Here is a 13,535-nt window from a genome sequence, read left to right as displayed (position 1 = left end):
GATTCCACCAGTGCGGCCAGTGTGACCTATGACACGCATTTGCTGTCAAGGGTTTCCGGGTGCGGTCGGCCCGGGGTGCGTCCGTTCGGCCTAGTGGCGGCGTGGGCGGCCGAGCATCTTGTGGCCGATGGCGAGCAGGTGCTCGCGGAGGCTTTCGTCGTCCAGATCGGCGAGATCGGGCGCGCCCCCGGCGAGCGCGATCCCCGGCAGCAGGACGTGCACGGCGACGATCGTGGCCATCCGCGGTTCCGGCCCGGCCAGCACGGAGAACAGCCGGGTCTTCAGGCTTTCCTCGCCGTGCAGGGATTTCTCGATGGCCCGGGCGATGCCCGGGTCGCTGCTGAACAGCGCGACCAGCGCGCGGTGGCGCACCACGATGTCGACGAAACCGGCCAGCATGTGGTCGATCTGCGCGCCCCGCCGGCGTTGCTTCACCGCCTCTTCGGTGATCGCGTACAGCTCGCGCAGCACCGGTTCGGTAACCGCCTCGGTGATCTCGTCCTTGGTCTTGAAGTGGTAGTAGACGGCCGCCTTGGTCACCCCGAGCGCGTCGGCGATCATCTGCAGCGAGGTGCCCTCGACGCCGTGCTCGGTGAACAACCGCAGCGCCGTGGTCAGCAGGCGCGCCCTGGTGTCCTCGCGCGCCCCAACGGTCGTTCCGGTCGTCATCGCACTCCTCGTCGTCGAGCGAACCGACATTACCCCGCCGTCTGGCCGATCGGCAAGCCGATCCACTAGCCGAACGGCTAGCGTCACACTAGCCGTGTGGCTAGTCACATACTTGCCGATCGGCTTGTAGCTCACTAGCCGATTGGCTAGCTTCGAAGAGGTACGCGCTTCAGCTCGCCCCGAACGGAGTCCTTGTCGTGGCCACACTTCTGTACCGGCTCGGCCGGTTCTCGTTCCGCAAAAGGTGGCTGGTCGCCGCCGTGTGGACCGCCGTTCTGCTCGCGCTGGGGCTCGGCGCGCTCACCCTGTCCGGTCAGATGTCGAACTCCGTTTCCATCCCGGGCACCGAATCGCAGCAAGCCATCGACCACCTCAAGGAGAAGTTCCCGCAGTCCTCGGCGGGCGGCGGGACCGCACGCGTGGCCATCGCCGCGCCGGAGGGGCAGAGCCTGACCACCCCGGCGAACCAGGCGGCCGTCGAACAGGTGGTCGCCAAGCTGAAGTCCGCGCCGCAGGTCGCGAGCGTCGTCGATCCCCTGCAGGCCAAGATGGTCTCGCCGGACGGGCGGGTCGCGCTGGCCCAGGTGAGCTACCGCGTGCAGGCCTTCGAGGTGACCGACGCCGACCGGGACGCGCTCCAGGCGGCCGCGGATCCGGCCCGGCAGGCGGGCCTGGCGGTGGAGTTCGGCGGGGACGCCATGCAGGGCGCGCCGGAAACCCAGGCCACCGAGGGCGTCGGCGTCGCGGTCGCCGCGCTCGTCCTGGTGATCACCTTCGGCTCCCTGGTCGCGGCCGGGCTGCCGCTGCTGACCGCGCTGGTCGGCGTCGGCGTCGGGATGGCCGGGATCACGATCGCCTCGGGCTTCCTCGAACTGAACGCGAACACCCCGATCCTGGCGCTGATGATCGGGCTGGCGGTCGGGATCGACTACGCGTTGTTCATCGTCTCCCGCTATCGCCACGAACTCGCCGAGGGCCGGGATCCCGAACAGGCCGCGGCGCGGGCCACCGGCACCGCCGGATCGGCCGTGGTCTTCGCCGGGCTGACCGTGATCATCGCGCTGGCCGGGCTGACCGTCGTCGGCATCCCGTTCCTCGCCGAGATGGGCATCGCGGCCGCGCTCACCGTGGCCATCGCCGTGCTGATCGCGCTGACCCTGCTGCCCGCGGTGCTGGGCTTCGCCGGGCGCAAGGTGCTCGGCAAGCGGGCCCGCGAGGAGAGCGCCGACGCGGCCAAGCCGACCCACGGCGAGCGGTGGGCGGGTTTCGTGGCCCGGCACCGGGTTCCGGTGCTGCTCGCGTCCGTGATCGGCTTGCTGATCGTCGCGGTTCCGGCCATGGACATGCAGCTCGGCCTGCCGAACGACAGCACCGCCGCACCGGAGTCCAGCCAGCGCAAGGCGTACCACCTGGTCAGCTCGAGCTTCGGCGAAGGCATGAACGGTCCGCTCATGGTCGTGGTGGACACCGCACACGCCCAGGATCCGCAGGGCTCGGTGCGCCAGGCGGTCGAACGGATCTCGAAGCTGCCCGATGTCGCCCTGGTGACCCCGCCGCGGATCAACCAGCCCGGCGACACCGCGCTGCTCACCGTGGTCCCGAAGAGCGGGCCGAGCAGCGAGCAGACCGAACAGCTCGTCGGCGACATCCGCGGCCAGGCGGGCGGGCTGCGCGACACGACCGGCGCCCAGCTGTCGGTCACCGGCCAGACCGCCGCCAACATCGACGTGTCGGAGAAGCTCTCCGGCGCGCTGCTCCCCTACCTGGCGCTGATCGTCGGCCTGGCCTTCGTGTTGCTGATGCTGGTGTTCCGCTCGGTCGTGGTGCCGCTCAAGGCGACCGCCGGATTCCTGCTCTCGGTCGCCGCCACGTTCGGCGCGGTCGTCGCCGTGTTCCAGTGGGGCTGGCTGAACGACGTGCTCGGCGTGGCGTCCACCGGCCCGATCATGAGCATGCTGCCGATCCTGCTGATCGGCGTGCTGTTCGGGCTGGCCATGGACTACCAGGTCTTCCTGGTCACCCGGATGCGCGAGGAGCACGTGCACGGCGCCGAACCGGACCGGGCCATGGTCACCGGTTTCCGGCACGGTTCCCGGGTCGTGGTGGCCGCCGCGCTCATCATGATCAGCGTGTTCGCCGGGTTCGTGCTCGCCGAGCAGGCGCTGATCCAGTCGATCGGGTTCGCGCTCGCGTTCGGCGTGCTGGTGGACGCGTTCGTGGTCCGGATGACGATCGTGCCCGCGGTCATGTCCCTGCTCGGGAAGGGCGCGTGGTGGCTGCCGAAGTGGCTGGACCGCGCACTGCCCAATGTGGACGTCGAAGGTGAGGGCCTGACCCGCCGGCTCGGCGATGGGCACGAACCGGACGAAAAGGTGCTGGAGCCCGCCGGGCGTTAGGTCAGCCAGACGACGGCGCCGCCGACCGCGAGAGCGGCGGCGGCGCCGAGCACGATCGCCAGCCACTTCACGGTCTTCCAGGTGCTGTACACGCCGCCGATGAGGAACCCGGCGACCGCCAGCAGGATGAGGGCGACGATCTCTTTCGACACCTACAGCACACCCTTCGTGGACGGGATGCCGCCCGCTCGTGGATCGGGTTCGGTGGCGGCGCGCAGTGCCCGGGCGACCGCCTTGTACTGGGCTTCGGCGATGTGGTGCGGATCCCGGCCGTGCAGCACGCGCACGTGCAACGCGATCTGCGCGTGGAAGGACAGCGAGTCGAACACGTGCCGGGTCAGCACGAACGGGTAGTTCCCGCCGATGGTGAACGCGTTGAACTGCTCCGGTTCGCCCAGGTGCACGCAGTACGGGCGGCCGGACACGTCGATCGCGGCGTGCGCCAGGGTTTCGTCCATCGGGATCCAGGCGTCGCCGAACCGGCGGATGCCCGTCTTGTCGCCGAGCGCCTGCCGGATCGCCTGGCCCAGCACTATCGCGGTGTCCTCGACCGTGTGGTGCGCGTCGATCTCCACGTCACCGGTCGCGTCGACCTTCAGGTCCAGCGAACCGTGCACGCCGAACGCGGTCAGCATGTGGTCGTAGAACGGCACGCCGGTGGAGATCTCCACCTCGCCGGTGCCGTCCAGGTCGAGGACCACGGAGATCGACGACTCCTTGGTGGTCCGATCGACCTTGCCCACCCTCGTCATCGGACGACCTCCTTGCTCGCTTCGAGGAACGCGTCGTTCTCCTCGGGGGTGCCGATGGTCACCCGCAGGTGCCCCTCGATGCCGACGTCCCGGATCAGCACGCCTGCGTCCAAATAGGACTTCCAGGTGGCCGGCGCGTCGGCGAACCGTCCGAAGAGGACGAAGTTGGCGTCGCTGGGCACCGGGGTGAAACCCAGGCCCAGCAAGGCTTCCACCACGCGGTCGCGTTCGGCGGCCAGTTTCGCCACCGACGCGAGCGTGGCGTCGGCGTGCCGCAGCGCCGCCCGCGCGGCGGCCTGGGTCAGCGCCGACAGGTGGTACGGCAGCCGGACGAGCTGCAGCGCGTCCACCACGGCCGGGGCGGCCGCGAGGTAACCGAGCCGCCCGCCCGCGAACGCGAACGCCTTGCTCATCGTCCGCGACACGATCAGTTTCGCCGGGTACTCGTCCAGCAGTTCGATCGCGCTGGGCTGGCTGGAGAACTCGGCGTAGGCCTCGTCCACCACGACGATGCCCGGCGCGTTGTCCAGCACCACGGCCAGTTCGGCGAACGGGATCGACCCGCCGGTCGGGTTGTTGGGGCTGGTCAGGAACACCACGTCCGGCTGCCGTTCGGCGACGATCCGCGCCGCCGCGGCGGTGTCCAGCGTGAAATCGTCCCGGCGCGGGGTGGCCACCCAGTCGGTGCGCGTCCCGGCCGCGATGATCGGGTGCATCGAATAGGACGGTTCGAAGCCGAGCGCGCTGCGGCCCGGCCCGCCGAACGCCTGCAGGATCTGCTGGAGGACTTCGTTGGATCCGTTGGCGGCCCACAGATTGCGCTCGTCCAGCAGCACCCGGGTGGAGACCGAGAGGTAGTCGGCCAGGTCCCGGCGCAGTTCGACCGCGGCCCGGTCCGGGTAGCGGTGCAGCGCGGCCGCCGCTTCCCGGACCGCTGCGGTCACGTCCGCGACCAGCGCGTCCGGCGGCGGGTACGGGTTCTCGTTGGTGTTCAGCCGGACCGGCACGTCCAGCTGCGGGGCGCCATAAGGCGTGCGGCCGCGCAGGTCCTCGCGCAGCGGCAAGTCCTCGAGGCTTACTTCGGCGGCGCGGGTCATGCGGTCTTCCCTCCGAATCGGGCGGTCACCGCTTCGCCGTGCGCGGGCAGGTCTTCCGCGTTGGCCAGCGCGACCACCTTGTCCGCGACCTCGCGCAGGGCCGCCTCGCTGTAGTCGACGACGTGGATGCCGCGCAGGAAGCTCTGCACGGACAGCCCGGACGAATGCCGGGCGAAGCCGCCGGTGGGCAGCACGTGGTTCGAGCCCGCGCAGTAGTCGCCGAGCGAAACCGGGGCGTACGGGCCGACGAACACCGCGCCCGCGTTGCGCACCCGGGCGGCGACCTCGCGTGCCCGGTCGGTCTGGATCTCCAGGTGCTCGGCCGCGTAGGCGTCCACGACCTTGAGCCCGTCGTCCACTGTGGACACCAGGACGATGCCGGACTGCTTGCCGGACAAGGCTTGGGTCACGCGCTCGCTGTGCTTGGTGGCCGCGGCGCGGCGTTCCACCTCGGCGTCCACCCGGTCCGCGAACGCCGCGGACGTGGTGACCAGCACGCTCGCCGCGAGGGTGTCGTGCTCGGCCTGGCTGATCAGGTCGGCGGCCACGTGCACCGGATCGGCGGTTTCGTCGGCCAGGATGGCGATCTCGGTCGGCCCCGCCTCGGAGTCGATCCCGATCACGCCGCGCAGCATGCGCTTGGCCGCGGTGAGGTAGATGTTGCCCGGGCCGGTGACCAGGTCGACCGGCTCCAGCGGCGCGCCGTCGGTGTCGGTGCCGCCGTAGGCCAGCAGCGCGACCGCCTGCGCCCCGCCGACGGCCCACACCTCGTCCACGCCGAGCAGCGCGGCGGCGGCGAGGATCGTCGGGTGCGGCCGCCCGCCGAACTCGGCCTGCGGCGGCGAGCACAGCACCAGCGAACCGACCCCGGCGGCCTGCGCCGGGACGACGTTCATCACCACGCTGGACGGGTAGACGGCGAGCCCGCCGGGAGCGTAGAGGCCGACGCGTTCCATCGGCACCCAGCGCTCGGTCACCGTGCCGCCGTCCACCACGGTGGTGGTCACGTCGGCGCGGCGCTGGTCGGCGTGCACCTTGCGCGCGCGGACGATCGACTCCTCCAGGGCCGCCCGCACGCCTCCGTCCAGTTCGGACAGTGCCCGGTCGAGTTCCGCGGCGGGCACCCGCACGGTGTCCGGGCGGACCCGGTCGAAGCGCTCGGTGTACTCCAGCACCGCGTCGACCCCGCGTTCGCGCACCGCGTCCACCACCGGCCGCACCTGATGCAGCGCGGCGTCCACGTCGATCTCCGCGCGCGGCAGGGTGGCGCGCAGTTCGGCGGCTGACGGGACACGTCCACGCAGGTCGGTGCGGTTGAGCATGACTCAAGGGTACGAGGTCGCCTGATCGCTCCGGACAGGCATACTCGCTGGTGACGACCAGATCACCGAACAGGGAGGTCACCGTGCCACGCATCGGGTTGTGCCAGCTCACATCCAGTGCAGATCCCGAGGTCAACCTGAAGCTGATTCGCGAAGGCGTGGCCACCGCGGCGGCCGACGGGGCGCGGGTGGTCGTCTTCCCGGAGGCGGCCATGGTCCGCTTCGGCGTGCCGCTGAAACCGCTGGCCGAGCCGCTGGACGGGCCCTGGGCCCAGGCGGTGGCCGCGATCGCCGAGGAGTACGGCGTGCTGGTGGTGGCCGGGATGTTCACCCCGGCCGACGACGGCCGGGTGCGCAACACGCTGCTCATCACCGGCCTCGGCGAGCACCGCGGCTACCACAAGATCCACCTCTACGACGCGTTCGGCTTCCGCGAATCGGACACGGTCGCCCCGGGTGACCAGCCGGTCACGGTGACCGTGGACGGCACCGTGCTGGGCTTCGCGACCTGCTACGACGTGCGGTTCCCGGAACTGTTCCGCGCACTCGCCGACGCCGGGGCCGCCGCGGTCCTGCTGCCCACCTCCTGGGGCGCCGGGGAGGGCAAGCGGGACCAGTGGGAGGTCCTGGTGCGCGCCCGCGCGCTGGACTCCGGCTGCTGGGTGCTCGGCTGCGGCCAGGCCGACCCGGCGGCGACCGGGACCGAGGTGAACCCGAAGGCGCCGACCGGCATCGGCTACTCCACGGTCGCCGACGGCTTCGGGCGGGTGCGCGCCCAGCTCGGGGCCGCCCCGGAGACCGTGGTCGTCGACATCGACCCGGAGGTCGCCGAACAGGCCCGCGCCGCCACCGGCGCCCTGGCGAACCGGCGCCTGTCGTGAACGCGCCCACCTGAATGCTTCGGTCAGGCGACTCGCGGGCGCCCAGCGGTCAGGCGACGCCGAGGACGCGGACCGGGACGCCTTCCTTCGGGCGCATCGCGGCGAGGCCGGTCGGGGTGGCCTCGGTGGTCAGCAGGCGCAGCGAGGTCCGGCGGACCAGCCGGGTGAGCATGACCTTCAGTTCGGTGGTGGCGAAGGTCGAGCCGATGCAGCGGTGCGGGCCGCCGCCGAAGGGGAGGAACTCGTGCGGGGCGGGTTTGCGGTAGCCGGGGCGGTCGGGGTCCCAGCGCGGCGGGTCGAACCGCAGCGGGTCCGGCCAGATCTCGGGCAGCCGGTGCGTGACGTACGGACTCAGCAGGATCTGGGTTCCCGCCGGGATCCGGCGCCCGGCGAAGGAGAACTCGCGCGCGGACCAGCGCACGCTGATCGCGGCGGGCGGGAACAGGCGCAGCGTCTCGTTGACCACTCCGTCCAGATAGGACAGACGGGGTAGGTCCTCGGCGGAAACATCGCCGGGGAGTTCGTCGCGCACCCGCCGCCAGTGCCCGGAATCCAGCAGCAGGGCGCGGAACTGCCACGCCATGGCCGCGCTGGTCGTCTCGTATCCCGCCGCGATCAGGCTGATTACCTGGTCCACGATTTCCACATCGGACAGTCCACTGCCGTTCTCGCCGCGCCCGTGCACCAGCAGGGTGAGCACGTCCGAACCGTCGCCGTCCTCGGTTCGCCGCCGCTCGATCTCCGCGCGTACCGCGCTTTCCACCCGCGCGCGGGCCTCGATCGCGCGCCGGTAGGACGGCAGGAACCGCCGCACGGGCTGCAGGATCGGGTTCTGGTCGAGCAGGTCGAGCGCGACCTGCAACTGCCGGCCCACCACGGGTTCGTCGGCCGCGAGCCGTTCGCCGAACAGCACCCGGATCGTGGTGCGCCGGATCGCCCGCCGGAACTCCTGGTAGAGATCGACCTCGGCGCCCGGCCGCCAGCCGTCGATCACGCGGTCGGCCTCGGCGGCCATCGTGCGCACGTAGCCCGCGATCTGCGCGCGGTGGAACGCGGGCTGCACCAGTTTCCGGCGCCGCTGGTGATCCGCGCCGTCGCTGACGATCAGCGCGGTCTCGCCGTCGACCGGGACCAGCGGCTCGAACGCCTCGCGCCAGCGGAACAGGTCCGCGTTGGCGAACAGGAACCGGTTGGCTTCCGGGCCGAGCAGGAAAACCGAGCGCAACGGGCCCGCGCCGACCGCGCTCACCGGCCCGAACCGGCGGTAGAGGTTGGGCAGCGCGGTGAACGGATCGGTCAGCAGCTCCGCCATGCTGAGGGCGTAGGCCACGGGACGCATCTCAGGGCCCCGGCGGTTCGTAGGCGATGCCCTCCTCGATCGCCAGCCTGGTCAGCTCGGGCCGTCGCCGGCGCCCGGTCTTGTCCCGGATTCTGTCCAAATAGGACCGGACGGTCCGCACGCTGATCGACATGGCGTCCGCGATGTCCTGATCGCGTTCGCCCGCGGCGACCAGCGAGAGCACCTGCCGCTCCCGTTCGGAGAGCACGAGCTTCGGTCCCGCGTTGCGCTCCCGGGTGGAGTTCAGCACGAACGAGGCCAGGGTCGGCGAGACGTAGGAGTTCCCGGCCGCGATCTCCCGGACCGCCCGCAGGATCTCGTCACCGTCGGCGTCCTTGGACAGGTACCCGCGCGCACCGGCCGAGATCGCCCCGAGCACCTCGGCCTGACCGGCGTGCGCCGAGACCACGAGGACCTTGTGGCCCATGCCGACCACCTCCAGCACCGCGGCGGCGTCGGCGACCCCGCGCAGCTTCAGATCGAGCACGACGACGCTGTCGCGCGGCTCGCGGCACACGGCGAACCGCGCCACCGAATCGGCGACCGCGCCCAGTTCGACGTCCTCGGCCTCCTCGAGGACGCGCGCCACGGCCGCCCGGTACAAGGGGTGGTCCTCGATCACCCCCACCCGGATCTTCTGCTTCTCCGGCGCTCGAGTTAGTGCCTTGGTCAAGTCACTCACCCCGATCCACTCCCCGACGACACCTGCTGGGCGGCCGCCGGATCGAGCGCGGGCCCAGTCGGTGCCAATGCGAGCACGGCGGCCGGCATACCCCGTTTGGGCGCCGAACCGTAGCCGAGCGCGGCCAGCGCCGCCGGACTGCTCACCGGAAACCGGAAACCGGTGTCGGTCACCAGGTACACCGTGCCCGAGGCCACCCCAGGCGAGGCCTGCTCAGCTGCCACCGTACCGCCCGACGGCGGCACGTACACCTCGTCGGCGACCCGGTCGTCCGGTCTGCCGTTCACCACTACCGCGCGTCCGCCCGCCGGCAGTGGAACCCGCCCGGAGACGGTGATCCGCCTGGTCGCCGATTCGTCGCCCGACGCGCAGATCGTGACCGCGCCGCCGGTCACCGTCGCGGCGGGCGGGACGCGGTCCGGGTACCCCGCCGGATCCTCGCCGCCGGTGCGGTCGGCCGGGCCGCCGGCGCGGGGCACCCGGGCGACGTCGGCGGCCTCCGCGGGCACCGCCGCGCGGGACCGCCCCCGGTAGGCGTCGGCGTTGGCGGGGTTGCCGGGGATCAGCGCCGCCTCGGTCTCGGTGATCACCTCGAGCCCGTCCGCGCGCACCAGGTAGTAGCCGGTGCCGCCGGTCGCGCCGGTCACCGCGAGCACCTGGCCCACCCTGGTGGGCTTCCCGCCGACGTCCGGCCCCTTGCGCCCGGCGCCGTCCACCGCGACGAAGGCGAGATCGCGGCCCGCCGGGACGGTGTTGAGCCACCGCCGCGAGACCACGATCGGCATGCGCTGCTCGTACCCCAGGGCGACGACCGCGTCCTGGCTGAGCCGGAACCGGTGGCCCGCGGTGATCAGGTACCGCTCGCCCGCCGGGAGCCGGACCAGCAGTCCCTGGTTGCGGGGCAGCTCGCCGTCCCGCGCGGCGACGCCGAACAGCACGGTCGAGGCGGGTTCGGCGGCCGACGGGGTGTCCTGGCTGGTGCGCGAACAGGTCGTCCATTCGGCGGGCACCAGCCGTCCGGCGGCGGGAAGCGAATCCGGGGCGCCCGGGATGCCCACGGTGGCCCCGCGCGGCGCGGTCGCGAGTTTCTTGGCCGGGACGGTCACCGTCGACTCCCCCGATCCCCCGGCGAGCAGCCGCGCCGAGGCGTAGTTGAGCACCGGGTGCAGGGCGCCGTCCTGACCGAGGACGAATCGCGCACCGGTCTCCTCCTCCACGATGACGTGCCCGCCGGACAACCAGTTCTTACCCCCGGACGGGCTGAGCAGCCCGATCACCCCGAACACCGCGGTGACCAGCAGCGCGACCGCCAGGCCGAGCACGGTCCCCAGCACCAGCCGGCGGCTCGGGGACACGGGGTGGTTCGCGTCGGCCGCGACGAGCGCCGAGACCAGTCTCCGGCGCAGGAACTGATACGCCTGGATCTGATCTCGCTGCGTCCACACTCAATACCCCCGGTAACGCATTCGATGAAAAGGGATCTCATGTTAGGCACGGCGAGCGGCGGCCCGTGTGGGCATTTTTTCCCTCAGCAGGGGAAGAAACCGCGAATATCCTCGGGCGCGGACCCGGGAAAGGGGAGCCCGCCATGTCCTTGAAAGTCCCAGCCTGGAAAGTCCCGCGGCCGCTTTCGCCCGCTTCCGCGCCGTGGATTCTGCCGATCCGGGTAAGCCAGGTCGCGGGCTGGGAGATCGCCGCGATCCTGATGCTGCTGGCCGCCGGGCCGGGCACGCTGACCGAAACCGGCCGGATCGTCGCCGTGTCGCTCGCCGCGCTGGTGGTGGTGACGACCTCGATCCGGTTCGCCGGGCGGCATCTGGCCGCGTGGACGTTCATCGGCCTCACCTACCGGCTGCGCCAGCACGACGACCGGCACGACGCCGGTGATCCGCTGCACGCGCTCGCGGGCGAGGTGCGGCTGCGCGAACACGTCGACCGCGCGGGAAACCGGTTCGGCGTGGCCGAAACGGGCAGCGGGTGGACCGCGGTCCTCCGCATGACCGCGCCGGTGAACCCCGATCCGGAGATCCTGGTCGAGGCCCTGCGCGACGCCTACGAACGCACGGACATCCCGCTGGCCGGTGCCCAGCTGGTGGCCTGGACCATGCCGCGGTCCGACGGCGGCACGCCGTACCGGGTGCACTGGCTGGCCGTGCGCTACCGGCCCGAGGAGGCGCCGATCGCGGCCCTGGCCCGGGGCGGCGGGGACCTCGGCGCGTTGCGCGCCTGCGCCTGCGCCGCGCTCACGGTCCTGGGCGCGCTGGCCGAAGCGGGCTACGAGTGCACCGTGCTGGACGCCGCCGAACTCGGCGAGGAACTCGCGCTGGCGCTCGGCGCCGAACGCGATTCCGCCGAGATCACCGACGGCTGGCGGTCCTGGACGGCCGGTGGCCTCGCCCAGTCCTGCTTCCTCCCCCACGACACCGGCGATCTTTCCCGCCTGCTCACCGCGCACGCCCCGGGCGCGGCCTTCACCGCGTCCTCGTTCGCATTGCGCCGCACGGCGGCCGGGAAGACCCGCGAGGACGTGGCGATCCGCGTCGGCACCCGCACCGGTTTACCTGCCGCGCGGCCGGACGTTCCCGCGTTCCCGCTGCACGGTCGCCACGCCGATCACGTCCGCCGGTCGCTTCCGCTCGCCCTCCCGTGAAGCTGAAGGTCGTGAGTGGACAGACCGGTTGGAACCGGCCGGAACACTCACGAGCCACCTAGCCGCGCACGGCTTCGTAGACACCGAGGATGAGCGCGGTCACCGGGATGAGCGAGAGCAGTGCGAGGAATTCGGCGATGTCGAGCAGCCGAGCCCAGTACGGCGACCGGTGCCCGCGCCGCACCCGGGTGGCGTAGACCAGGCACAGCACCGCGGCGAGCACCACGCCGAGCCCGGCGCCGAACATCGCGGGCCGCGAATCACCGCCCGCCAGCCAGATCCCGGCGCACAGCAGCGCCGCCAGCCCGAATCCGGCCACCACCACGCGTTGCGCCGCGCCCGCGTAGGAGCGGGAACGCAACAACCAGGACAGCCCGAACAGGGCCGCGAGCAACGCCGCCCAGCCCGCACCGGAAACCACCAGCACCGCCGCACTCGCCAGCACCAGCACGCCGAGGGCGACCAGCATCCCGTTCAGCAGCGACTGCGCGAACCCGGTCTGCCCGGCCATTTCCTCGCCGAGCGAGGGCTTCTCGTCCGCCCGGAACGAATCCATGTCGTCGGGCACCCTGGGCAGGGGCAACCGGCCGAGCCGGAGGGCGAGCATCGGTGCGGCGGCGGCCAGCGCGGTGGCCACCACCCCCAGTGGGGCGGCGGCATTCGCCGGTCGCGTGCCGGTGAGCAGCACCGCCCCGGTGGCCACCGCGCCCAGTCCCGCGGACGCGATGACGGCGACGAACCACGGCAACCGATCGGCGACCGATCCGGCGGCGAGCACGCCGTACCCGGTCACCGCGGCGAGCCCCACCGCGAGCGGGCCCGCCTGCAGCGAGAACAGCGGATGCGGTGGTAGCGCGGACATCCCGGCCAGCAGTGCCGCGCCGACCCCGGCCAGCGCCACGGCCGTGCCCGCCTCGGCGTCGCCGTAAGCCCGGCTGGCCGCCCCGCCGGCGAGCAGCAGCGCCAGCGCGAGCAGCCCGGTGCCGATCGGCGCCAGCACGGTCCCGGCGGCGCTCGCCTGGATCAGCACCGCGGCTCCGCTCAGCAGGACCACGGCCGCGACGAGTCCGGTGCGGCGCGCGGTTTCCGGCCCCCACACCCCGGTGCGCGACGCGGCCGCGCTGGCGATCGAATCCACCACGTCGTCGAAGAGCAGCGGCGCCCGCGGCCGCTCGCGCGGGGTGAGGTGCAGGACCTCGCCGTCGCGCACCGCGGCGGCGGACACGGTGAGCCCGGGCGACAGCGGCGCGCCGCCGAGCCGGGACAGCACCCAGCCCGGATGTTCCGCGGACGCCTGGCCCTCGGCCCCGGCCAGCCGTACGAGCTGGGGCACCAGTTCGGCGAGCGTGCCCTGCGGGGGCAGCGCCACGTCCACCCGGGCCCGCGGCGTGACCACGGTGACCCGGCGGGCGGCCGAGGTCATCGCTGCCCGGGCTCGGCCTGTTCGAGCATCGGCGCGAACTTGGCCTTGCTCGCCTCCGCCAGTTTGGTGAGCCCGCTGTTGACCGCCTCCAGCACGATCTCCCCGAGGTTGCGGGCGTCGTACCGGCGAATCGTCTCGGGATCGATGTCGATCGCGGTGAACCGGCCGTCCCCGCGCAGCGTCGCGGTGACCTCGTTGCCGCGCGAATGGCCCTTCACCTCCAGCGCCTCCACGCTGCGCTGGATGCGTTGCACCTCTTCGGTCTGCCGCCGCACCTGCGCCAGCAGTTCGTCCATATCGGGCACCGCGTACGGGTCGGTCACC

The 13,535-nt window shown here is 72.2% G+C and carries 13 protein-coding genes; 3 read left to right on the top strand and 10 right to left on the bottom strand.

Going from position 1 to position 13,535, the window contains the following annotated elements; genetic code table 11:
- Positions 1-90: 90 nt before the first annotated feature.
- Positions 91-669, bottom strand: a complete 579-nt coding sequence (locus FXO23_RS27680; protein ID WP_158888383.1) for a TetR/AcrR family transcriptional regulator — start codon at positions 667-669, stop codon at positions 91-93.
- A 197-nt stretch (positions 670-866) separates the two neighbouring features.
- On the opposite strand from FXO23_RS27680, the gene FXO23_RS27675 reads away from it, so the two are divergent.
- Positions 867-3,065 carry an MMPL family transporter gene (locus tag FXO23_RS27675; RefSeq protein WP_158888382.1) on the top strand — a complete coding sequence of 733 codons (2,199 nt, stop codon included), beginning with the start codon at positions 867-869 and terminating at the stop codon, positions 3,063-3,065.
- Here the strand turns inward: FXO23_RS27675 and FXO23_RS50820 are convergent.
- The 4 genes from FXO23_RS50820 to hisD are packed head-to-tail and all read right to left on the bottom strand — an operon-like array spanning position 3,062 to position 6,236.
- The gene (locus tag FXO23_RS50820) at positions 3,062-3,217 is read right to left on the bottom strand and encodes a hypothetical protein (protein WP_179956889.1); all 156 of its coding nucleotides are present in this window, start codon (positions 3,215-3,217) and stop codon (positions 3,062-3,064) included. The genes FXO23_RS27675 and FXO23_RS50820 overlap by 4 nt on opposite strands.
- Positions 3,218-3,817, bottom strand: coding sequence for an imidazoleglycerol-phosphate dehydratase HisB (hisB, locus tag FXO23_RS27670; RefSeq protein ID WP_158888381.1), 600 nt, complete (start codon positions 3,815-3,817; stop codon positions 3,218-3,220).
- Entirely contained in the window at positions 3,814-4,914 is a 1,101-nt protein-coding gene (locus FXO23_RS27665; protein ID WP_158888380.1) for a histidinol-phosphate transaminase, read from the bottom strand. The genes hisB and FXO23_RS27665 overlap by 4 nt, the downstream gene beginning before the upstream one ends.
- The gene (gene hisD / locus FXO23_RS27660) at positions 4,911-6,236 is read right to left on the bottom strand and encodes a histidinol dehydrogenase (protein ID WP_158888379.1); all 1,326 of its coding nucleotides are present in this window, start codon (positions 6,234-6,236) and stop codon (positions 4,911-4,913) included. Before hisD ends, FXO23_RS27665 begins: the two co-directional genes overlap by 4 nt.
- 83 nt (positions 6,237-6,319) lie before the next feature.
- Between hisD and FXO23_RS27655 the strand changes: the two genes are divergently transcribed.
- Entirely contained in the window at positions 6,320-7,117 is a 798-nt protein-coding gene (locus FXO23_RS27655) for a carbon-nitrogen hydrolase family protein (RefSeq protein WP_158888378.1), read from the top strand.
- A gap of 49 nt (positions 7,118-7,166) precedes the next feature.
- Here FXO23_RS27655 and FXO23_RS27650 read toward each other — a convergent pair whose 3' ends face one another.
- From FXO23_RS27650 to eccB, 3 genes are read right to left on the bottom strand one after another with little or no spacing between them, the layout of a single operon-like run.
- On the bottom strand, positions 7,167-8,447 hold the full coding sequence (locus FXO23_RS27650; RefSeq protein WP_246257906.1) for a cytochrome P450: 1,281 nt from the start codon (positions 8,445-8,447) through the stop codon (positions 7,167-7,169).
- A gap of 10 nt (positions 8,448-8,457) precedes the next feature.
- A complete protein-coding gene (locus tag FXO23_RS27645; RefSeq protein WP_179956888.1) occupies positions 8,458-9,129 on the bottom strand; it encodes a LuxR C-terminal-related transcriptional regulator in 672 nt (223 codons plus the stop codon).
- Between the two features lie 5 nt (positions 9,130-9,134).
- Positions 9,135-10,583 carry a type VII secretion protein EccB gene (eccB, locus tag FXO23_RS27640; RefSeq protein ID WP_158888377.1) on the bottom strand — a complete coding sequence of 483 codons (1,449 nt, stop codon included), beginning with the start codon at positions 10,581-10,583 and terminating at the stop codon, positions 9,135-9,137.
- 143 nt (positions 10,584-10,726) lie between these two features.
- Between eccB and FXO23_RS27635 the strand changes: the two genes are divergently transcribed.
- Positions 10,727-11,788 (top strand): type VII secretion protein EccE, encoded by a 1,062-nt coding sequence (locus FXO23_RS27635; RefSeq protein WP_158888376.1) that lies wholly within the window; start codon positions 10,727-10,729, stop codon positions 11,786-11,788.
- A gap of 58 nt (positions 11,789-11,846) precedes the next feature.
- Here FXO23_RS27635 and eccD read toward each other — a convergent pair whose 3' ends face one another.
- Positions 11,847-13,211: a type VII secretion integral membrane protein EccD gene (gene eccD / locus FXO23_RS27630; RefSeq protein ID WP_158888375.1), complete on the bottom strand. Its 1,365-nt coding sequence runs from the start codon at positions 13,209-13,211 to the stop codon at positions 11,847-11,849.
- Positions 13,208-13,534, bottom strand: coding sequence for a YbaB/EbfC family nucleoid-associated protein (locus tag FXO23_RS27625; protein WP_158888374.1), 327 nt, complete (start codon positions 13,532-13,534; stop codon positions 13,208-13,210). Before FXO23_RS27625 ends, eccD begins: the two co-directional genes overlap by 4 nt.
- Position 13,535: the final 1 nt, after the last annotated feature.

This window comes from Amycolatopsis anabasis (assembly GCF_009765355.1).
GTDB lineage: Bacteria > Actinomycetota > Actinomycetes > Mycobacteriales > Pseudonocardiaceae > Amycolatopsis > Amycolatopsis anabasis.
The sequence above is the reverse complement of the archived record's forward strand: the minus strand, read 5'-3'. Positions and strand labels throughout refer to the sequence as shown.

Bases quoted from the DNA above. Each gene is read 5' to 3' on its own strand.
- FXO23_RS27680 (WP_158888383.1), bottom strand. From the start codon at position 669: ATGACGACCGGAACGACCGTTGGGGCGCGCGAGGACACCAGGGCGCGC.
- hisB (WP_158888381.1), bottom strand. From the start codon at position 3,817: ATGACGAGGGTGGGCAAGGTCGATCGGACCACCAAGGAGTCGTCGATC.
- FXO23_RS27665 (WP_158888380.1), bottom strand. From the start codon at position 4,914: ATGACCCGCGCCGCCGAAGTAAGCCTCGAGGACTTGCCGCTGCGCGAG.
- hisD (WP_158888379.1), bottom strand. From the start codon at position 6,236: ATGCTCAACCGCACCGACCTGCGTGGACGTGTCCCGTCAGCCGCCGAA.
- FXO23_RS27635 (WP_158888376.1), top strand. From the start codon at position 10,727: ATGTCCTTGAAAGTCCCAGCCTGGAAAGTCCCGCGGCCGCTTTCGCCC.
- eccD (WP_158888375.1), bottom strand. From the start codon at position 13,211: ATGACCTCGGCCGCCCGCCGGGTCACCGTGGTCACGCCGCGGGCCCGG.